Below are 19,555 nucleotides of genomic sequence, written 5' to 3'. Positions count from 1 at the left end.
AGCCGAATAAATCACCGCAGATCAGCGGGCAAATCCGTCAGACGGCTGCGGCCTCTGCGTCTTCGAACTCCTCGACCTCGCGCTCCCAGGCATCCTTCGCGAGGCGGTACCAGAGGTAGAACGCGAACCCGGCGAAGATGGCCCACTCGACCGCATAGAACACGTTCAGCCAGTTGACCGGCGAGAGCTCTGCCGGCGCCGGGGAGTCGATGTCGTCGAGGCCCGCGAGCGCGGTCGACGACGCGAGATACGGGCGGTACACGTCGAGCTCGGCGACGTCATGCCAGCGGCTCAGGAGGGCAGCAGTCGACATTCGATCCATGCGCTGCGGATCGGTGGCAGGAGGCACGCCGGGCCCCTCGTCGGAGATCAGCCGCCCGCTGATCTCCACAGCCTCGGCATCGGTCTCCGCATTCAACCGCTCGGCAGCGGCATCCGCGCTCTCCCGGTCCGGCGCCCAGCCGATCGCGACGGCGATCGACGTTCGTTCGGCCACCCGGAGCTGGCCGGTGACCCAGAATCCCTCGATGCCGCCGTTGAACCGATGCGACACCACCAGGAAGTCGTCGGCGACCCAGGTGCCGGTCGCTTCGACCCGCTGGCCGACGAGCGGCTCGGCGAGATACTCCCCCGGCTGCAGCACCTCATCGAGCGGCGAGACCTGCTCGGTGATACCCGGCGGCGGGGGATCGGTCTCGATCGCCCGCTCCAGCTGCCACTGCCCCAACCACGCGAACACGCCGGCGACGATCAGGCACAGCAGCAGCACGCCCATCCACTTGCGCCGCAGCATCACCTCACGGAGAGTCGGCGGGAAGAGCGAAGGAGTGGTCACGGTGATGCGGGCGCGTTCAGGCCTCGTAGGGGGCCAGCACGACCTCGACCCGCTGGAACTCCTTGAGGTCGGAGTAGCCGGTGGTCGCCATCGACTTGCGCAGGGCACCGATCAGGTTCGCGGTGCCGTCGGCGACGGGAGCAGGCCCGTAGAGGATCTCCTCGAGCGTGCCGATGCCGCCGACCTTGACCCGACGGCCGCGGGGCAGCTTCGGGTGGTGCGCCTCGGGACCCCAGTGGAACCCGCGTCCGGGCGCATCGGTCGCCCGCGCGAGCGCGACTCCGAGCATCACGGCGTCGGCCCCCATCGCGAGCGCCTTCACGACGTCACCGGACGTGCCGACCCCACCGTCGGCGATCACGTGCACGTAGCGCCCGCCCGACTCGTCGAGGTAGTCGCGACGCGCAGCTGCGACGTCCGACACGGCCGTCGCCATCGGCGCGTGGATGCCGAGAGTGGCGCGTGTGGTCGAGGCCGCTCCGCCGCCGAAGCCGACGAGCACGCCCGCTGCGCCCGTGCGCATCAGGTGCAGAGCGGCGGTGTAGGTCGCCGCACCACCGACGATGACGGGCACGTCGAGGTCGTAGATGAACTTCTTGAGGTTGAGGGGCTCGGCCACGCTCGACACGTGCTCGGCCGACACCGTGGTGCCGCGGATCACGAAGAGATCGACTCCGGCGGCGGCCACCGTGTCGTAGAACTCCTGGGTGCGCTGCGGAGTCAGGGAACCGGCGACGGTGACACCGGCCTCGCGGATCTCGGCGAGGCGCTGCGTGATGAGCTCGGCCTTGATCGGCTCCGAGTACAGCTCCTGCATGCGCACGGTCGCACGGTCGTCGTCGAGTCCGGCGATCTCCGCCAGCAGCGGCTCCGGGTTGTCGTAGCGCGTCCACAGCCCCTCGAGGTCGAGCACGCCCAGGCCTCCGAGCTGCCCCAGCATGATCGCCGTCTGCGGGCTGACGACCGAGTCCATCGGGGCGCCCAGCACGGGGATTCCGAAGCCGAAGGCGTCGATCGTCCATGCGGTCGACACGTCCTCCGGGTTGCGGGTGCGCCGCGAGGGCACCACCGCGATGTCGTCGAACGTGTACGCACGTCGTGCGCGCTTTCCTCGGCCGAGCTCGATGTCCATGGTCACCCGTCCAGCCTACCCGGCAGCTGAGGCGGCCGATGGCTGGGAGACTGGACCCGACCCGGGAGGATCCATGAAGGCGGATGCGGTGGAGGTCGCCGTCGTCGGCGGCGGCGCGATGGGGTTGGCGACGGCATGGGAGCTGACCCGCCGGGGCCTGCGTCCCGTCGTGCTGGAACGTTTCGAGCGGGGGCATCACCACGGCGCCTCGCACGGCGCGACGCGCAACTTCAACAATGCCTATACCGAGGAGCACTACCTCGACCTCCTCGTCCGAGCGCGCGAGGGTTGGAACACCCTGGGCTCGGTCGACGGCGCACCGCTGCTGCGCCTGCACGGTCTGGTCACGCACGGCTCAGGCACCCTGACGAGCGTGCGCGACGGTCTCACAGCCCGCGGGATCCCGGCGGAGATGCTCTCCCCGGCCGACGCGACGCGGCGCTGGCCCGGTATGCGATTCGACGACGATGTGCTGTGGTCGTCGGATGCGGGAGTCGTGCGAGCCGCCGACGCCCTGCGCGAACTGGAGCGGCGGATCGCCTCGGGTGGCGGCGAGGTGCGCTGGAACACGCCGGTCGCGCACATCGGTGAGGACTCCGACGGCGCTGTGCTCGCCCTCACCGACGGCTCGCGCCTGAAGGCGGACACGGTCGTCGTGACGGCGGGCGCGTGGACGGGCGCGCTCCTCAGCCGGTTCGGACTGCCGATGCTCACCGTGACCGAGGAGACGCCCGCGCATTTTCAGCCGCGCTCCGATGCCGCGTGGCCGTCGTTCAACCACTACGTCGACCCCGGCGCGTATCCGGCCGCGGTGTACGGGATGCCGACGCCGGGCGAAGGCGTGAAAGTCGGCTTCCACGGGGTCGGCGACCCGGTGGATCCTGACGCCCGCCCTCATCTGCCGACGCGGCAGAGCGAGCTCGCCGACTACGTACGCGAGTGGATGCCGGGGCTCGACGCCACCACGGCCGCCCCGATCAGCTGCACCTACACCTCGACGTCCGACGGCACGTTCGTACTCGACCGACGGGGGCACATCGTCGTCGGCGCCGGGTTCTCCGGCCACGGTTTCAAGTTCGCGACCGGGATCGGCGCCGAGCTGGCCGACCTCGCCGTCGACCCCTCGGCCCGCGCCGCCGCACCCTTTCGCCTGGCCCTCTGAATCCTCACTCCTCGATCAGCGGGCGCGGGTCACCCGTCGCTCGTCCCAGACGGGCTCATCGGACTCGTACACCTCGCCATCCGAACCGAACACGAGGAAGCGGTCGAAGGAGCGCGCGAACCACCGATCGTGCGTGACCGCGAGCACGGTGCCCTCGAACCGCTCGAGCGCCTGCTCCAACGCCTCGGCGGACTCCAGGTCGAGGTTGTCGGTCGGCTCGTCGAGCAGCAGCAGCGTCGCACCGGAGAGTTCGAGCAGGAGCACCTGCAACCGGGCCTGCTGGCCCCCCGAGAGCGACTCGAACGTCTGCTGCGCCTGGCGCACGAGCCCGTAACGGTCCAGGGCCGAGCTCGCGGCGTCGCGTGGCATCCCGACGCGACGGTCGTCTCCTCGGTGCAGGATCTCGAGCAGCGTGCGCCCGAGGAACTCCGGGTGAGCGTGGGTCTGCGCGAACAGCCCCGGAACCACGCGGGCACCCAGCACCGCACGCCCCGAGTGGACCACCTCGTGCAACTGCTCGCCGGTCGAGGTGACATGCCCGAGCGTGGGGTCCGGATCGCTCCCGCCCCGCGCGAGCAGGCGCAGGAAGTGCGACTTGCCCGATCCGTTCGACCCGAGCACCGCGACCCGGTCGCCGTACCAGACCTCGGCGTCGAACGGGCGCATCAAGCCGCTGAGCTCGAGGCGCTGTGCGACGACCGCGCGCTTGCCCGTGCGCGCACCGCGCAGGCGCATGTCGAAGTCCTGCCCGGGCGGACGCTCCTCCGGCGGGCCGGCCTCCTCGAACTTGCGCAGCCGCGTCTGCGCCGCCTGGTAGCGCGAGGCGAAGCCGTCATTGGCCGAGGCCTTCACCTTCAGATTCGCGACCAGGGTCAGCAGCTTCTCGTGCTGCTCGTCCCACCGACGCCGCAGCTCGTCGAGGCGATCCATCCGGTCGGTCCGCGCCTGATGATAGGTCGAGAAGCCGCCTCCGTGCACCCAGGCTGTCGATCCCGCGCCGCCCGGCTCCAGGGTGATCAGCCGGTCAGCGGCACGCGCGAGCAGCTCGCGATCGTGCGAGACCAGCAGCACGGTCTTGGGCGTCTGGCGCAGCTGCTTCTCGAGCCAGCGTTTCGCCGGAACATCGAGGTAGTTGTCCGGTTCGTCGAGCAGCAGCACCTCGTCGGGGCCGCGCAGCAACGCCTCCAGCGCCAGCCTCTTCTGCTCCCCGCCGGAGAGGCTGGTGAGCTCTCGGTATCTGGCGCGCTCGAAGGGCACCCCGAGCGCGGACACCGTGCACTGGTCCCAGACCGTCTCGTGCTCGTAGCCGCCGGCGTCCGCGTATTCGGCGATGGCCGAGGCGTAGGCCATCTGCGTGTCGTGCTCGTCCCTGTCGATCAGCGCGTTCTCTGCCGCCTCCAGGGCCTCAGCGGCCGTGCGGATACGCCGCGGGGCGACGCGCACGAGCAGCTCGTGCACGGTCTGGCCCGGTTCGCCGTGCCCGACGAACTGGTCCATGACGCCCAACCCACCGTCGATCGTGACGACGCCATCATCAGCGGGCTGATCGCCGCGGATGATCCGCAACAGCGTGGTCTTGCCCGCGCCGTTCGGCCCGATCAACGCGCTCGTCGAGCCCTGCCCGACGCGGAACGTCGCGTCGTCGAGCAGAGGTCTGCCGTCGGGCAGCGTCAGTGAAATGCCTGAGACATCGATGTAGCCCACCGTGCGTGGCCGTCCTTCCGCCCGCGAACGGCGAGCCGACCAGGCTATCAGGTGGCCGGGGTCTCAGGTGATCGGTGTCTCAGACCACCTCGCTCACTCGGGCAGGCTGAGCGTGGTCAACACCTCCGTGCGCGGCGCGGAGGGAAGCGTGAAGCGGAACTCTGTGCCGACGCCCTCCTCGCTCGTCAGATCCATGACGCCCCCGTGCGCGATGACGATGGCGCGCGTGATCGTGAGCCCCAATCCGACTCCGGGCACCGCGTTCTGCGTCGCCGTGGATGCCCGGAAGAAGCGGGTGAACAGCATCCCCTGCTCATCCTCCGGGATGCCGACGCCGGTGTCGCGCACCCGCAGCTCCACTCCCCCGTCGACGAGTCGTACCCCGGCGGTGACGCTGCCGCCGGCCGGCGTGAACTTGATGGCGTTGGAGAGCAGGTTGTCGACGGCCTGACCGATGCGCCCCGCGTCGATCATCAGCGGCACCGCCGCGTCCGGGAGGTCCGCCGTCAGTGTGATCCCCTCGCGCTGCGCATGCGGACCGGCCGACGTCACCGCCGATCGCACGATGTCGATCACGTCGGCCTCTGCCCGATCGAGCGGGAATCGACCGGACTCAACCTGCGCGGTGAACAACAGGTCGCCGACGAGATTGAGCAGACGCTGGGCATTGCGCTCGATGATCCCGACGAACTCCTGCTGGTCCTCCGTGAGCGGCTGCCCCGGATCGTTCTGCAGCAGATCGAGGAAACCGATGATCGCGCTCAGCGGGGTTCTCAGCTCGTGCGAGATCATCCCCACGAACTCGTCCTTCATACGAGCGACCTCGACAGCCCGGCTCTCGTCCGTCACCACGAGCAGGTATCCCTGATGAGCGCCTGCGCCGTCCTGATACGGACTGACCGTCACCCGGGCGGGCACGACGGTGCCACCCGCGGTCGCTATCGCCAGGTCTCCATCGACGATCTGCTCGGCGTCGACCCGCGCGAACAGCGCCTGGATGCCCTGGGCCAGATCGGGCGATGCGAGCGGATGCGCAGGTCCTGGGTTGTCCTGCGCCAACATCGTCAGCACGGCATCCGGGAAGAATCGGTCGATGGGCACATCGTCCATGGCCTCGGCGTAGGTGAGACCGAGCAGCCGTTCCGCGCCGGGGTTCCATGCCGTGATGCGTCCGGAGTAGTCGGTGCCGATCACGGCTTGAGCGGTGATCGACGACCACAGACTTTCGTACGACTCCACGAGCGCGCGGTACTGCATCTCCTTCTCGCGCAATTGCACGAGCACGGCCACGTTGCCCTTCAGCGCCGCCGTGCGCTCGGCGACGAGCTCTTCAGCCTGTTCGGCGCGCACGCGCTGCTGCCGAGAGAGTTCGTTGACGACCGCGGCCATGGCCGAGAACACGAGAGGGCCGACGACACCGCGCAGCCACTCGATGGCCGTGTCCGGCGGGCTGGCGAAGTACGGCATGAGCAGGGCGATCGACGTCAGCCCTCCCACGACGAACACCCAGCGGATGCCGGGAGCTGCGGCGATCCAGACCACCGGCAGGAGGACGAGCGAACCGAAGATCGACGACGCCCCACCGGTCCCCGCACGGAAGAGCCCCAGACCGAGGATGTCGATCATGGGGATGATGAGCACGACCCAGCCCTCGTACACTCGTAGCCCGCTGAGGACGGCCGAATGAGCTGTCGCCAGCAGCACCAGGAAGATGCCGGCGAGCGCTGCGAGACCCTGCGTGAAGGCGAGGTCGGGATTGAGCCAGGCGACGAGCGCGGCGACCACGATCGCGATCGCCGTCGGCGACTGCTTGAGCAGCGGACTGGGGTTGTCGAACAGCTGGTACCAGCGGTTCTCGGCGCGATCCAGCGGCGTCGCGGCGTTCACCGCGGGACTCCCGCGAGGATGCGGTGCACGTCCGCGCCGGTGAGGGGCTTGGGCAGCGCCGCATCCGCCGGCGGATAGTCGGTCGTGTCGAGCACCGAGCTGATCACGAGGAAGCAGTCCGGGAATCGCTCGCGGATCAGACGCGCGCATTCCGCGCCCGAGACTCCGGGCAGGAGGAGGTCGACGACGGCGACAGCAGGATCGATGTCCGAGAACGCGGCGATCGCGGCCTCCGCATCGATGGCGATGTGCACCTCGAACCCCTCCCTGTCGAGGTAGCGGCGCAGCAGGGCGGTCTGATCGGCACTGTCCTCGACCACGAGGGCGAGCGGCCGTCCGGTCATCGGAGGAACAGCTCTCGCACGATGACGATCACCAAGACGATCGCGAAGGCGAGCAGCCCCTGCCAGACGAGGCGATGCTCCTTGCGGGCGTCGGTGGCGATCTCATCCACCTCAGCCTGGTGCGAAGGTGTCTCGGTCATGAGTCGACCCGTCCGATCTTCTCAGTCTTGATCCATGAGGCATCGGCCCGACGCCATTCCTTGATGTAGGAGTCCACCGTGATCGCGCAGAGCAGCGATCCGTATCCGCAGATGTAGAGCAGAAGACCTGCGAAGAACCGCCCACCCGGCAGCTTCTCCACCGCTCGGGCGAGCCAGATGCCGAGCATCGAGATCGGGCCCCAGAGGTAGAAGATCACCGCCCAGGTGAAGCGGGTCTGATCGGTCAGCCCCCATCCGATCTCGGCGAGTCCTCGCTCGAAGAGCCAGGGGAACAGCGCGATGGCCATCAGGATCAACGCGCCGAGCCCGGGGAACATCAACGCCTCACGCCAGGATTGCCGCCCGATGCGGGTGTCGAGCTGTACTGCGAAGAGGATGGAGAACAGGTAGATGCACGCGGCCGCGATCCACATGAAGCGGAACACGAACTCCGCGATATCGCTGTGGAGGATGAGCAGCGTCAGGAGTGCCCCCGCGGCGAGCAGCATGAATGCCGGCAGCAGCAGGATGGTGAACCAGGCGAGGCCGAAGGGGAAGCTGCCGAGGTTGTGCACACGGCTCGGACGGAACCACAGCTTGCGGTAGATCGAGGTGAGTTGCACATTGCCGCGCCCCCATCGCAGGCGCTGCTTCCAGAGCGCATCGATCGTGCGGGGTTCCTCGGCGAACACGACGGCGTGCGGCTCGAACACCATCCGGCGGCCCTTCAGCTGCCCCTCGAAGGTGGTCATGGTGTCTTCGGCCAGGGTTCCGGTCGGGATCCGCCCGCCGATCGCCTCCAGGTTGGCGCGCGAGTGCAATTGCGCCCCGCCCGCCAGGCAGGCGATCGCTCCCCCGACGTTCTGCGTGCGCCGCGCCGCGAGCTGACCGATCACGTACTCGATCGCGATGAAGCGGGTGAGGTAGTTGCGGTCGCGGCTGCCCTCGGCGATGTAGGCGGTGACGGCACCGACCTTCTCATCCGAGAGGTGCCTGCTGAGCTTGCGCAACGAGTCCTTCGCGAAGATGACGTCGGCGTCCATGATCAGGACCGCCTCGGTCCACTCGTCGGCGAGCACGATGTCGAGACCGTGATTGAGCGTGTGCGCCTTGCCCTCGCCTCCGACCTCGCGTCGCAGGTGGACCACGCGCCCGGGGTAGGTCGCGGCCTTCGCCGTGACGATGTCGGGGGTGTCGTCCGTCGAGGCGTCATCGACCACGAAGACGCGCAGCCGCTCGGCCGGGTACTCCAGCTGCAGCAGGCGCTCGATCGCCGGGCCGATGACGAGGCCTTCATTCCACGCCGGGATGATCACGGCGATGCGCGGGTGATACGGCGCCGCCTTGGCGTAGTGGTTGCGGAAGGCGTGCAGCGGAAGGGTGAGGAACTGCAGTCCCGTGTTGATCACGGGCAGAGTGCCCACGAAAACGCAGATCAGCAGGAAGATCACGAACGCGGTCTCGAGCCAGGTGAGCTCGGCCATCAGAGTAGCCCCGCGTCATCCAGCAGAGTCTTGACCCTGTCGTATCGACCGACGTCGGTGGCGACGTGGCTGTCCGTCGATGCGACGAGCTCCGCCCCCGCCGTGCGCAGCGCACGCAACGTCGAGGGTTCGGGGCATCCCCACTTCTCGTTCACCTCGACGAGCGTGTTCGTCGAGGCTGCTGCCTCGGCCCACGCCTGGAGGCGCTCGGAGCCCAGCTGCCGTTCGGCGAGGCCGATCTTGGGCAGGATCGAGAAGCAGTGCGCCAGCTGGTTGCCCGGATACCGGGTCATCGAGCTGATCAGAGCCGACACGAACTGGTCCAGGACGTCATCCGGCGCCCATCCGGCCGCGATCCGCTCGCGCACCGCCGTCGGACCGAGAGGTCCGTCGACGCCGGGGAACTGATGGTCGGCGATGAGGATCCGATCGATCCCGCCCGGCAATGCGGGGATGTCGAGATCCCCCGCGGCGTTGAGCACCTTCGCCTCGACACCACTGAGCACGGTGAGTCCGTCGGGCACGTCGAGCGCCCGCACGGCGGCGAGGTACTCGGGCACCCACGTCGTGCTCCGGCGCACATGGTCGACCAGGCGTAGACGAGTGAGCCCGCGGGCCGCCGCGGCCTCGACGTTCTCGGCAAGCGTCGAGACCGCATCGTCGGAGAACGTCGAGTGCACGTGATGGTCGCCGCGCAGCACCTCGTGGGCCATCATTCCTCCTGATGCCCCGCGTGCGCGGAGACCAGGACGTCTTCGACCTCGACGATCACATCCTCCAGGAAGCGCACGGAGGCGACCTCGCGGAACGGCACGCGCGCGGGAAGCTCCTTGCCCAGGAACAGATCGACGACGAGCGACGGGATGTCGACGCCGGCCGCGATCGTGAGCGGCAGGGCGCCGGGGAAACGCGGATTGATCTCGAGCAGCACGGCCCGTCCGGACCGATCACGCCGCAACTGCACATTGGCGACACCGACGAGTCCGATCGCCCGCGCGAGTGCGGCGGCGGTCTCCTCGAGTTCCGGATCGCGGACGGTGCGTCCGGCGATGGCCACTCCCGAATCCACCCGCGCGCGCGTGCGCGGCACCGCAGCGATCACGGTGCCCTGCGCATCGGCGATCACGTCGACGGAGTACTCCTCGCCCGGGAGGAAGTCCTGCACGATGAGGCCCTCATCGGTGGGCAGCGCCTCGAGGGCGGCCCGATCGGGGACCAGACGGATGCCGCGGCTGCCCGCTCCCTGCCGCGGCTTGGCGAAGACCGGGTATTCCCAGTCGACGCTCTCCGCATCGGGTCCTGCGAGCACCGTGCGCGGAGCGAAGCCGGTGGGCGCGCAGCGTTCAGCGAGGATGAGCTTGTCGAGCGCCGCGTTCAGCGTGTCTGCCGAGGGCGCGGCGAGCACAGCGGGAGCGAGCTCCTCGCGGCGCCCGGCGACGGCGACGAGCTCGACGTCGACGGTCGAGATCACGAGGTCGAGCGAGTCGTCGGCCACGAGCTTCGCGATCGCGGGCACGAAGTCGTCGTCGCGCCCCGGCGGGATGAGGCGCCGCTGCTCCGCCGGCACCAGATACAGCCCACTCGCCCAGCCGTCCATGTCGGCGGCGAACACCGTCAGATCCGACCGGCGCAGAAGCGACCGGATGACCGCCACTCCGGCAGGTCCGCCGGCTCCCGTGACCAGAACGCGCGTCGTCATCAGCTCTCCCGTCTCGAGAGCTCGTGCGCACCGACGAACTCCGCTGTCTCCCGAACGACCTCCAACGGCTCGACCGCCAGGCCGCCGCCGAAGCGGGACCAATACCGTGCGGTGGCGCTGACGAAGTCGGGGTTGAGGTAGTCCCGGCTCGCGGTCTGTGACTGGAAGCACTCCAGGAGACGCAGCTTCTGCTCGAGGTACTGGTCGATGCGGACGAAGCGCGTCGGCCGGAAGTCGATGGTCGACGAGGGGCTCTGGTAGCACGCGACCGTCCCCACGCGACGGGTGGCGACGATCGTCGCCTCGCTCACCGCGCGGTGGTCCTGATGCCGATCATTCTGCGAGTGCGTGTAGACGATCGTCGGCTGGATCTCGCGGACGACCTCTTCGATGAGGCGAACAGTCGCACCGCCGCCGGAGATCTCCGTGTCGACGAGGTCTTTCAGGAACAGCCGTGCACCGAGGATCTCGGCCGACGCGAGGGACTCGTTCTGCCGACTGTCAGCGTCACCCCCACGCGCGCCACGCGAGAGCGTGAGAATCGTCACGTCGTCACCGGCCTGGGAGTGCGCGGACAGCAGCCCACCGACGCCGATCTCGACGTCATCCGGATGCGCCCCGATCGCGAGCACGACGTTCTTCGGACGGCTCTCGGCCTGACGGCGGCGTCCTTCTTCGACGAGACGGGTGATCGTCTCGACCAGGCGAGCGTTGTCGAGCGGCTTGGTGAGGAACTCGTCTGCCTGGGCGCGCAACGCCGACACCGCATAGTCGACCGACACATGGGCGGTCATCACGATGACGGGAACCCCCGGGATCAGCCGTCGCAGTTCGGCGAGCAGCTCGATGCCGCTCAGTCCCGGCATCTCGATGTCGGTGACCACGACGTCGGGGCGCACCTCGGCGACCTTCTCCAGCGCGGAGCGTCCATCGCCGGCGACGTCGACGGTGCAGCCGGCTCGTCGCTCGAGCACCGTCTTCACGAGCAGTGCGACGTCCGGGTCGTCATCGACGACGAGTACGCGGGGTGCGTCCAGTGTCATGTGTGCAGCTCTCCTTGGGGAAATTCCCTGACGGCCGTGAGGCCGACGTCGAACTCACGGTGGCCTTCAACACCGGGAGCTCACAGGGAAAGTCGAGCGGGGTTTTCTTGATGATTCTGGCACACCGGCGACGCGCTGGATCGCGCATCGCATCTGCGCACGGCGTGGCGTCCTCGGCGCTCGGCATCGATGGCGACGGCGTGCAGGATTCACCCGCTCTCAGGATGCCGCGCGAGCCGCACGTTTCTCCTGTTGGTAGAGCCGGATCGCCTCATACCGTTCCGCCGATCGCGCCTGCCTCTTGGCGGCTTCGTCTTCGCGCCGTTTGGGAGGGGCGGTCGTCACGAGGCCGTCCAGCAGTAGCCGGGCGGCCCGCGCGATCTCCTCGACAGCCTCGTCGAACACGGCCTGGTTGACCCGAGACGGCTTCGTCGTCCCGGCGATCTTCCGCACGAACTGCAGAGCAGCGTCGTGGCACTCCTGGTCGGTCGCTGCGGGCTCGAGGTTGTTCAGCGGGAGGATGTTGCGGCACATGCCTGCCAGGGTAGGCCGATACGCCGATGCGGCCAAGGGCCGTCCGTGCGCCTCTGCGGAGCCGTTACTTCTTGTAGTTGGGCGCCTCGACGACGATCTGCACGTCGTGCGGGTGCGACTCCTTGAGTCCGGCCGAGGTGATGCGCACGAACTTGCCGCGCAGCTTGAGCTCCTCGATCGTGCGAGCGCCCACATAGAACATGGACTGACGCAGTCCCCCGACCAGCTGGTAGGCCACCGCCGAGACCGGTCCCCTGTAGGGCACCTGCCCCTCGATGCCCTCGGGGATGAGCTTGTCGTCGCTGGGCACGTCGGCCTGGAAGTAGCGGTCCTTCGAGTACGAGGTCTGCTTGCCGCGGGTCTGCATGGCCCCGAGGGAGCCCATGCCGCGGTACTGCTTGAACTGCTTGCCCGACTGGAAGACGATCTCACCCGGCGACTCGTCGGTACCGGCGAGCAGCGAGCCCAACATCACGGCATCCGCTCCGGCGACCAGCGCCTTGGCGATGTCGCCCGAATACTGCAGACCGCCGTCGGCGATCACGGGAATTCCTGCGGGGCGCGCAGCGAGAGAGGCCTCATAGACCGCCGTGACCTGCGGCACTCCGACGCCCGCGACGACGCGGGTGGTGCAGATCGAACCGGGTCCGACGCCGACCTTGACGGCATCCACACCAGCGTCGATGAGCGCCTGCGCGCCCTCGCGCGTGGCCACGTTGCCGCCGATGATGTCGATGTGTGCGAACGATTCGTCTGCCTTGAGGCGACGGACCAGATCGATCACGCCCTGCGACTGACCGTTCGCGGTGTCGACGACGAGCACGTCCACGCCGGCGTCGCGCAGTGCCTCCGCGCGCTCCCAGGCGTCGCCGAAGAAGCCGATGGCCGCGCCGACGCGCAGGCGCCCCTGGTCGTCCTTCGTCGCGAGGGGGTACTTCTCGCTCTTGTCGAAGTCCTTGATCGTGATGAGCCCGGCGAGCGTGCCGTCGGCATCGATCAGCGGCAGCTTCTCGACGCGGTGCTTCGCGAACAGCGCGATCACCTCACCGGCTGCCACACCGACCGGCGCGGTGACGAGGCCCTCCGAGGTCATGACGTCCTTGACGAAGGTGGTCTGGCGCTCGAAGCCGGAGACGAAGCGCATGTCGCGGTTGGTGATGATGCCCACCAGTCGACCGTCCGGGTCGACCACGGGAAGGCCCGAGATGCGGTACTGCGCGCACAGCGCGTCGACCTCTTCGACCGTCGCGTCGGGCGTGGTTGTGATCGGGTCGGTGATCATGCCGGACTCGCTGCGCTTGACGCGGTCGACCTGCGACGCCTGGTCGGCGATCGACAGGTTGCGGTGCAGGATGCCGATCCCCCCCTCGCGCGCCATCGCGATGGCCATTCGCGACTCGGTGACGGTGTCCATGGCGCTCGAGAGCAGAGGCGTGGCGACGGAGATGCGCCGCGTGACGCGGGACGAGGTGTCGGCCTCGCTGGGGATCACATCTGTGTGCCCCGGAAGCAACAGCACGTCGTCGTACGTCAGTCCGACGAAACCGAAGGGGTCGTGCTGTTCCATGGGGGCTCCTCCTGCGCTGGCCGCGCGATTGCGAGTGAGAGTGAGTCGGTCGCCGTCGTCCGATACGGGCCGTCACCCGTATAGAGATTCTAAGCGAGACGCGCCCGAGAACATTCCCGTTATCGGACCGTCACCCTAGCCATAGGGGGATGTGTAGGAGATTCGCTGGCCGCGCACTACGCTCAAACACACCGTCCAGCTCTGCGGTTCACACCCGACGCCGTAGAGACAGCACTCACAGTGGAGGTTGCGTGGGACCCACAGCACTCGCCGTGCACCGAAAGCGTCGCCCCTGGGTGGTCGCCTTCCTCGGCATCCTGATCGCTCTATCGGCATTCCTGTTGCAACCCGGTGTCTCGGCGTCCGCCGAGACGACGGACGACGGCCAGGATGTCACCGACTTCTACTTCGCGGGCGTGGTCACCAACGCCGATGAGCCCGTCGAGGGCGTCGTCATGTCGATCGACGGAAACGGCTTCGAGGCCGAGACCGAGACCGACGCCGAAGGCAAGTGGCGTCTGTACGTGCCCGAGAAGGAGACGTACACGCTCACGGTCGATGAATCGACGCTGCCGGACGGGGTCATCGTCGACGCCTCCCAGCTGCCCGAGGGGATCCAACCCGTGTCGGGCACGACCGCGTCGTTCGAACTGGAGTTCGGTCTCACCGGCACGAAGATCGTGAACTTCTTCCTCGGTGCCGGTGAGCGAGTCACCGTGTCGTTCGTCGATCAGCTGCTGTCGCGTCTCGTCGGAGGACTGAACTTCGGCCTCCTGCTGGGCCTTGCCTCGATGGGCGCCGCGCTCATCTACGGGACCACGCGTCTGTCGAACTTCGCCCACGGCGAGATGGTCACCTGGGGCGCGGTCGTCGCTCTGCTGTTCACCACGTTCTGGCAGCTGCCGCTCTGGCTCGGCATCATCGCCGCCGTGATCGGCGGTGCCGCCCTCGGGTGGGCGTTGGATGCCGGGCTCTGGAAGCCGCTCCGACGGCGTGGCCTCGGTGTCGTGCAGCTCATGATCGTGAGCATCGGTCTCTCGCTCGCCCTCCGTTACGGACTGCAGTACATCATCGGCGGCAACACCTACCAGCTGCCCGGTGCGAGCCCGACGCCGATCCGTCTCGGTCCGATCTCGCTGTCGTATATCGACATGATCGGCATGGGCACCAGCATCATCGTGATCCTGGGTGTCGCCTTCTTCCTGACCCGGACGCGAACCGGCAAGGCGACCAGGGCGATCTCGGACAACCCGTCGCTCGCGGCCGCATCCGGCATCGATGTCGACAAGGTGATCCGCACGGTGTGGATCCTGGCCGGCGCGCTGGCCGCGATCTCCGGCATCCTGTGGGCGTACTTCCGCCCCGGCGTCAAGTGGGACATGGGCATGCAGATGCTGCTGCTGATGTTCTGCGCGATCACGCTCGGCGGTCTCGGTTCCGCGATCGGCGCGCTGATCGGCTCGATCATCGTCGGACTCGCGGTCGAGGTGTCGACGCTCTTCGGAGTCCCTTCCGACCTCAAGTACGCCACCGCTCTCGTCGCACTGATCGTGATCCTGCTCGTACGACCGCAGGGCATCCTCGGACGCAAGGAAAGGTTGGGCTGACGCATGGACTTCGGAAGCATCTTCGGCAACACAGCCTCCTATCTGTTCAGCCCGACGACGATCGCGTACGCGTTGGCGGCGACGGGTCTAGCGGTGCACTTCGGCTACACCGGTCTGCTGAACTTCGGCATGGCCGCCTTCATGGCGGTCGGCGCCTACGGCTACGCGATCTCGATCCTCACCTTCGGCTTCCCGTGGTGGGCCGGCGTTCTCGTCGGTGTGCTCGCCGGCGCCGCGTTCGCCCTGGTGCTCGGCATCCCGACGCTGCGCCTGCGCGCGGACTACCTCGCCATCGCCACCATCGCCACGGCGGAGGTCGTGCGTCTGCTGTTCGTGACCGAGCTGTTCAAGGACTGGACGAACTCGGCCGGTGGGCTCTCGGGCTACCACCAGAGCTTCCGCGACGCGAACCCGTTCCCTCCGGGAACGTACGGCTTCGGTCCGTGGACGTACAACGAGAACGACCTGTGGGTGCGCGTCGTCGGACTTTTCGCTCTCGCGCTCGCGGTGCTCGTCGTCTGGGCGCTCATGCGCAGCCCCTGGGGCCGCGTGCTCAAGGGCATCCGTGAAGACGAAGACGCCGTGCGCTCGCTGGGCAAGAACGTCTTCGCCTACAAGATGCAGGCGCTCGTCGTCGGTGGCGTGATCGGCGCCCTCGGAGGCATCGTCTTCGTGCTGCCGTCGGCCGTGATCCCCGGCAGCTACTCGACGTCGCTGACGTTCTTCCTGTGGACCATCCTCCTCCTGGGCGGCGCGGCCACGGTCTTCGGACCCACATTGGGCGCCGTCCTGTTCTGGGTCGTGTTCGCCTTCCTCGGCGCACTCCTCCCCGCCATGGCGAACGCCGGCTACCTGCCCATGTCGGGCGCGCAGGCCGACGTGGTGCGCTACATCGTGATCGGCATCGTGCTGATGCTGATCGTCATTTTCCGCCCCCAGGGGATCCTCGGAAACAAGAGGGAGATGACCTTTGTCAAGTGACGACAACGCGGTCGCACCCGCGAAGAGCGCACCCCGCGCCAAGACCACCGGTCTCGCCATCGGCCCTGCGGCACCCGGCGTCCCGAAGGTCGATCCCATCCTCACCGTCGACGCCGTGCAACGGCGCTTCGGTGGCCTGACCGCGGTGGATGTCGACCACGTCGAGATCCCCCGCGGCGCGATCACCGCACTCATCGGCCCCAACGGAGCCGGCAAGACGACCCTGTTCAACCTCCTGTGCGGCTTCGACAAGCCCAACAGCGGCACCTGGTCGTTCGACGGCAAGAACCTCTCCGGTATCCCCTCCTTCAAGGTCGCGCGCATGGGTCAGGTGCGCACCTTCCAGCTGACGAAATCGCTGTCGTTGCTCACCGTGCTCGAGAACATGAAGCTCGGCGCCAAGGGGCAGCGCGGCGAGGGTTTCTGGGCAGGACTCTTCCCCTTCCTCTGGCGCAAGCAGGATGCCGAGATCGAAGCGCGGGCTCACGAACTGCTCACCCGTTTCAAGCTCGACGCCAAGGAACAGGACTTCGCGGCGTCGCTCTCGGGCGGACAGCGGAAGCTGCTGGAGATGGCTCGCGCCCTCATGAGCGATCCGACGCTCGTCATGCTCGACGAGCCCATGGCCGGGGTCAACCCCGCTCTCACGCAGTCGCTGCTCGATCACATCCTCGACCTCAAGGATCTCGGCATGACCGTGCTCTTCGTCGAGCATGACATGCACATGGTGCGCCACATCGCCGACTGGGTCGTCGTGATGGCCGAAGGCCGTGTCGTCGCCGAGGGACCGCCGGAGACGGTGATGGAGGACCCCGCAGTGGTCGATGCCTACCTGGGCGCGCATCAGGACGTGGACCTCGGTGCCGTCACCGGCCGCATCCCCGTGATCGCCGACATCGACGCGGCGAAGTTCCGCGAGCAGGTCGAGGCCGAGGTGGAAGCCGAAGAGGCCACCGAAGACGCCGAGGAGGAGAAGGCATGACCGACGTATCCCCCGTCCGCAACGAGATCAAGAACGACGACGTGATCGTCGAGCTGAAGGACGTGCACGCCGGATATCTGCCGGGCGTGAACATCCTCAACGGGGCGAACCTCGTCGCGCGCAAGGGCGAGCTGATCGGCATCATCGGTCCGAACGGCGCCGGCAAGTCCACGCTGCTCAAGTCGATCTTCGGCATGGTCAACGTGCGCGACGGCGACATCACCGTCAACGGCGAGAGCATCGTCGGCCTCAAGGCTGACAAGCTCGTCCGCCGCGGCGTGGCCTTCGTGCCGCAGACGAACAACGTGTTCCCCTCGCTGACGATCCAGGAGAACCTGGAGATGGGGCTCTACCAGAACCCCAAGATCTTCGCCGAGCGGCTGGAGTTCGTGAGCAGCATCTTCGCGGAGCTGGGCAAGCGCCTGAAGCAGCGGGCCGGCTCGCTGTCGGGCGGCGAGCGGCAGATGGTCGCGATGTCGCGGGCGCTCATGATGGACCCGTCCGTGCTGCTGCTCGACGAGCCGTCGGCCGGCCTCTCCCCCGTGCGTCAGGACGACGCGTTCATCCGCGTCTCCGACATCAACAAGGCCGGGGTCACCACGATCATGGTCGAGCAGAACGCGCGGCGCTGCCTGCAGATCTGCGACCGCGGCTACGTGCTCGACCAGGGCCGCGACGCGTACGAGGGCACCGGACGCGACCTCCTGAACGACCCCAAGGTCATCGGCCTGTACCTGGGCACGCTCGGCACCGACGCCGCCTGAGGCGACAGACACGAAGAGGGGGATGCCGGCCGGCATCCCCCTCTTTCATGTGTGCTGCACGCCCTTGCTTCCCCACCCCACTCCCCCACCCCAGCCTCCCCACCCCAGCCCCGCCGCACGAAGTTGACACCTCTTGTCGCCACCGGCGCCCCATAACGACAACAGGTGCCAACTCCGCGGGGGCATGCGGCCGGCGAGCGTGAGGGCGTGCGCACATAGGGCGTGCGCCGTGGGGCGGCCCAGACAGCACGAAGGCCCCGGATGCGAACATCCGGGGCCTTCGTGATTCAGGAATTACTTGATGCGCGACGTGACGTTGTCGGCGTCGAACTCGTAGACGCCGATGGCAGCGCCCTTCGGGTCGTTGTTCTCGTCGAACGTGATGTCGCCGGACAGACCGTTGTAGTCCGCCGTGCCACCGCCGTTGATGATCTCGGCGCAGTCAGCGAACGTGGTGCACTTCTCGCCATCACCATCGCCACCCGAGACCGTGCGCATCTGGTCGGCCATGTCAGCGCCCTCGACCGAACCGGCAGCGAGTGCCGACAGCGCGATGAGGATCACGGCGTCGTAGGCCTCAGCAGAGTAGGTCACGGCGTCGATGGGGTCGTTGCCGTCGGCGGTCCAGACCTCGTTGAGCTGGTCCAGGAAGTCCTGCGGCAGCTCGGCGCCGGCGCGGGTTCCCTTCGATCCCTCGAGGCTGACCGGGATGTCGGTTCCCCAGTCCTTCAGGTTGCCGTCGACCAGGTACAGCGAACCGGTGTCGATGCCGGCGTTGCCGAGCAGCGGAGCGATCGTCGCGAACTGGTCGTACGAGACCACGGCGACAGCGTCGGGCTTCGCAGCCGCGACGGCGGACACCTGGGCGTTGAACTGACCGTCACCCTGGTTGTAGGACTGCTCGGCCACGACCTCGCCGCCGGTGCCCTCGAACGTCGCCTTGATGGCTTCGAAGAGGCCCGTGCCGTAGGGGTCGTTCTGGTAGATGATGCCGAGGGTCTTGTGACCGTCCTCGGCGATCTGGTTGCCGAGCACCTCACCCTGCAGGTTGTCGCTCGGCGCCGTGCGGAAGTACAGCGGGTTGATGCCCGTGAAGTCCGGCGACGTGTTCGACGGCGAGACGGTGAGGATGCCCGCACCGGCGTTTCCGTCGAGGATCAGCTTCGTGACGCTCGACGACGCGGCGCCGATCATCGCGGTGATGCCCGCGTTCTGCAGGTTCGTGATCGAGGTCTCGTAGGCCTTGTTGTCGAGGTCACCCTCGTCAGCCGTCGTGAGGTCGATCGTGACTCCGGCGTCGGCGTCGTTGATCTGCTGCACCGCGAGCTGCACGCCGGCTTCCATCGGCGCACCGAGGAATGCGAGCGAACCCGTGGCGGGAAGCAGCGAACCGAGCTTGAGCGTCAGGTCGACGGCGGGCTTGTCCCCACCCTCGGACGGCTCGGCGTTCGGCGTGCTGCTGCAGCCTGCGACGACGATGGCGGATGCGCTGAGCAGCGCGATCCCGGCGAAGACCTTCGCGCGGCGCGAACCCTTCAATGCGTTCATTGGTGCTCCCTTGCGTAACTGAACGTGGATCGAGACCACGGTCGGGTGCTCTAACCCTAGGGCGTGCGACACGCGCAGAGGGGTCGCAAGTATTTCGGTGCGTTAACGATCCGACACCGGGTTCCGCGGCTGCCGCGTCGGC

Annotated in this window: 18 protein-coding genes; 5 read left to right on the top strand and 13 right to left on the bottom strand. The window is 67.9% G+C overall.

Translation table 11 applies throughout. From position 1 onward, the window contains the following. Positions 1-37 precede the first annotated feature (37 nt). Positions 38-793: an SURF1 family protein gene (locus tag P0Y60_06255; GenBank protein WEK62865.1), complete on the bottom strand. Its 756-nt coding sequence runs from the start codon at positions 791-793 to the stop codon at positions 38-40. 58 nt (positions 794-851) lie between these two features. Then, the gene (locus P0Y60_06250) at positions 852-1,967 is read right to left on the bottom strand and encodes a GuaB3 family IMP dehydrogenase-related protein (GenBank protein WEK62864.1); all 1,116 of its coding nucleotides are present in this window, start codon (positions 1,965-1,967) and stop codon (positions 852-854) included. 73 nt (positions 1,968-2,040) lie between these two features. On the opposite strand from P0Y60_06250, the gene P0Y60_06245 reads away from it, so the two are divergent. Further along, positions 2,041-3,129, top strand: a complete 1,089-nt coding sequence (locus P0Y60_06245; GenBank protein ID WEK62350.1) for an FAD-dependent oxidoreductase — start codon at positions 2,041-2,043, stop codon at positions 3,127-3,129. Between the two features lie 15 nt (positions 3,130-3,144). Here the strand turns inward: P0Y60_06245 and P0Y60_06240 are convergent, their stop codons facing one another. From P0Y60_06240 to guaB, 10 genes are all read right to left on the bottom strand, one after another. Beyond that, complete coding sequence (locus P0Y60_06240) at positions 3,145-4,833, bottom strand: ATP-binding cassette domain-containing protein (protein ID WEK62349.1); 1,689 nt, start codon at positions 4,831-4,833, stop codon at positions 3,145-3,147. 93 nt (positions 4,834-4,926) lie between these two features. After that, positions 4,927-6,720: an ATP-binding protein gene (locus P0Y60_06235; GenBank protein WEK62348.1), complete on the bottom strand. Its 1,794-nt coding sequence runs from the start codon at positions 6,718-6,720 to the stop codon at positions 4,927-4,929. Then, positions 6,717-7,064, bottom strand: a complete 348-nt coding sequence (locus P0Y60_06230) for a response regulator (protein WEK62347.1) — start codon at positions 7,062-7,064, stop codon at positions 6,717-6,719. The genes P0Y60_06235 and P0Y60_06230 overlap by 4 nt, the downstream gene beginning before the upstream one ends. Continuing rightward, entirely contained in the window at positions 7,061-7,204 is a 144-nt protein-coding gene (locus P0Y60_06225) for a hypothetical protein (protein ID WEK62346.1), read from the bottom strand. Before P0Y60_06225 ends, P0Y60_06230 begins: the two co-directional genes overlap by 4 nt. Further along, positions 7,201-8,688, bottom strand: coding sequence for a glycosyltransferase (locus P0Y60_06220; protein WEK62345.1), 1,488 nt, complete (start codon positions 8,686-8,688; stop codon positions 7,201-7,203). The genes P0Y60_06225 and P0Y60_06220 overlap by 4 nt, the downstream gene beginning before the upstream one ends. Beyond that, positions 8,688-9,401 carry a PHP domain-containing protein gene (locus tag P0Y60_06215; GenBank protein ID WEK62863.1) on the bottom strand — a complete coding sequence of 238 codons (714 nt, stop codon included), beginning with the start codon at positions 9,399-9,401 and terminating at the stop codon, positions 8,688-8,690. Before P0Y60_06215 ends, P0Y60_06220 begins: the two co-directional genes overlap by 1 nt. Continuing rightward, positions 9,401-10,387 (bottom strand): ATP-grasp domain-containing protein, encoded by a 987-nt coding sequence (locus P0Y60_06210; GenBank protein WEK62344.1) that lies wholly within the window; start codon positions 10,385-10,387, stop codon positions 9,401-9,403. The genes P0Y60_06215 and P0Y60_06210 overlap by 1 nt, the downstream gene beginning before the upstream one ends. Further along, the gene (locus tag P0Y60_06205; protein ID WEK62343.1) at positions 10,387-11,430 is read right to left on the bottom strand and encodes a response regulator; all 1,044 of its coding nucleotides are present in this window, start codon (positions 11,428-11,430) and stop codon (positions 10,387-10,389) included. Before P0Y60_06205 ends, P0Y60_06210 begins: the two co-directional genes overlap by 1 nt. Positions 11,431-11,649: 219 nt before the next feature. Next, positions 11,650-11,964, bottom strand: a complete 315-nt coding sequence (locus tag P0Y60_06200) for a DUF2277 domain-containing protein (protein ID WEK62342.1) — start codon at positions 11,962-11,964, stop codon at positions 11,650-11,652. A 64-nt stretch (positions 11,965-12,028) separates the two neighbouring features. Further along, positions 12,029-13,531 carry an IMP dehydrogenase gene (guaB, locus tag P0Y60_06195; protein ID WEK62341.1) on the bottom strand — a complete coding sequence of 501 codons (1,503 nt, stop codon included), beginning with the start codon at positions 13,529-13,531 and terminating at the stop codon, positions 12,029-12,031. A 251-nt stretch (positions 13,532-13,782) separates the two neighbouring features. Here guaB and P0Y60_06190 point away from each other — a divergent pair, with 251 nt between their 5' ends. From P0Y60_06190 to P0Y60_06175, 4 genes are read left to right on the top strand one after another with little or no spacing between them, the layout of a single operon-like run. Then, the gene (locus P0Y60_06190; GenBank protein WEK62340.1) at positions 13,783-15,138 is read left to right on the top strand and encodes a branched-chain amino acid ABC transporter permease; all 1,356 of its coding nucleotides are present in this window, start codon (positions 13,783-13,785) and stop codon (positions 15,136-15,138) included. 3 nt (positions 15,139-15,141) lie between these two features. After that, on the top strand, positions 15,142-16,119 hold the full coding sequence (locus P0Y60_06185; protein ID WEK62339.1) for a branched-chain amino acid ABC transporter permease: 978 nt from the start codon (positions 15,142-15,144) through the stop codon (positions 16,117-16,119). Next, entirely contained in the window at positions 16,109-17,101 is a 993-nt protein-coding gene (locus P0Y60_06180; GenBank protein ID WEK62338.1) for an ABC transporter ATP-binding protein, read from the top strand. Before P0Y60_06185 ends, P0Y60_06180 begins: the two co-directional genes overlap by 11 nt. Next, positions 17,098-17,865, top strand: a complete 768-nt coding sequence (locus tag P0Y60_06175) for an ABC transporter ATP-binding protein (GenBank protein ID WEK62337.1) — start codon at positions 17,098-17,100, stop codon at positions 17,863-17,865. The genes P0Y60_06180 and P0Y60_06175 overlap by 4 nt, the downstream gene beginning before the upstream one ends. 294 nt (positions 17,866-18,159) lie before the next feature. Here P0Y60_06175 and P0Y60_06170 read toward each other — a convergent pair whose 3' ends face one another. Continuing rightward, the gene (locus P0Y60_06170) at positions 18,160-19,413 is read right to left on the bottom strand and encodes an ABC transporter substrate-binding protein (protein WEK62336.1); all 1,254 of its coding nucleotides are present in this window, start codon (positions 19,411-19,413) and stop codon (positions 18,160-18,162) included. Positions 19,414-19,555 lie beyond the last annotated feature (142 nt).

This window comes from Candidatus Microbacterium colombiense (assembly GCA_029203165.1).
In the GTDB taxonomy this organism is placed as follows: Bacteria; Actinomycetota; Actinomycetes; order Actinomycetales; family Microbacteriaceae; genus Microbacterium; species Microbacterium colombiense.
Note: the sequence above shows the minus strand (reverse complement) of the source record. Positions and strands in the feature narration are given on the sequence as shown.

Bases quoted from the DNA above. Each gene is read 5' to 3' on its own strand.
- P0Y60_06210 (WEK62344.1), bottom strand. From the start codon at position 10,387: ATGACGACGCGCGTTCTGGTCACGGGAGCCGGCGGACCTGCCGGAGTG.
- P0Y60_06255 (WEK62865.1), bottom strand. From the start codon at position 793: ATGCTGCGGCGCAAGTGGATGGGCGTGCTGCTGCTGTGCCTGATCGTC.
- P0Y60_06170 (WEK62336.1), bottom strand. From the start codon at position 19,413: ATGAACGCATTGAAGGGTTCGCGCCGCGCGAAGGTCTTCGCCGGGATC.
- P0Y60_06220 (WEK62345.1), bottom strand. From the start codon at position 8,688: ATGGCCGAGCTCACCTGGCTCGAGACCGCGTTCGTGATCTTCCTGCTG.
- P0Y60_06200 (WEK62342.1), bottom strand. From the start codon at position 11,964: ATGTGCCGCAACATCCTCCCGCTGAACAACCTCGAGCCCGCAGCGACC.
- P0Y60_06250 (WEK62864.1), bottom strand. From the start codon at position 1,967: ATGGACATCGAGCTCGGCCGAGGAAAGCGCGCACGACGTGCGTACACG.
- P0Y60_06230 (WEK62347.1), bottom strand. From the start codon at position 7,064: ATGACCGGACGGCCGCTCGCCCTCGTGGTCGAGGACAGTGCCGATCAG.
- P0Y60_06215 (WEK62863.1), bottom strand. From the start codon at position 9,401: ATGGCCCACGAGGTGCTGCGCGGCGACCATCACGTGCACTCGACGTTC.
- P0Y60_06185 (WEK62339.1), top strand. From the start codon at position 15,142: ATGGACTTCGGAAGCATCTTCGGCAACACAGCCTCCTATCTGTTCAGC.
- P0Y60_06205 (WEK62343.1), bottom strand. From the start codon at position 11,430: ATGACACTGGACGCACCCCGCGTACTCGTCGTCGATGACGACCCGGAC.
- P0Y60_06225 (WEK62346.1), bottom strand. From the start codon at position 7,204: ATGACCGAGACACCTTCGCACCAGGCTGAGGTGGATGAGATCGCCACC.
- guaB (WEK62341.1), bottom strand. From the start codon at position 13,531: ATGGAACAGCACGACCCCTTCGGTTTCGTCGGACTGACGTACGACGAC.
- P0Y60_06245 (WEK62350.1), top strand. From the start codon at position 2,041: ATGAAGGCGGATGCGGTGGAGGTCGCCGTCGTCGGCGGCGGCGCGATG.
- P0Y60_06175 (WEK62337.1), top strand. From the start codon at position 17,098: ATGACCGACGTATCCCCCGTCCGCAACGAGATCAAGAACGACGACGTG.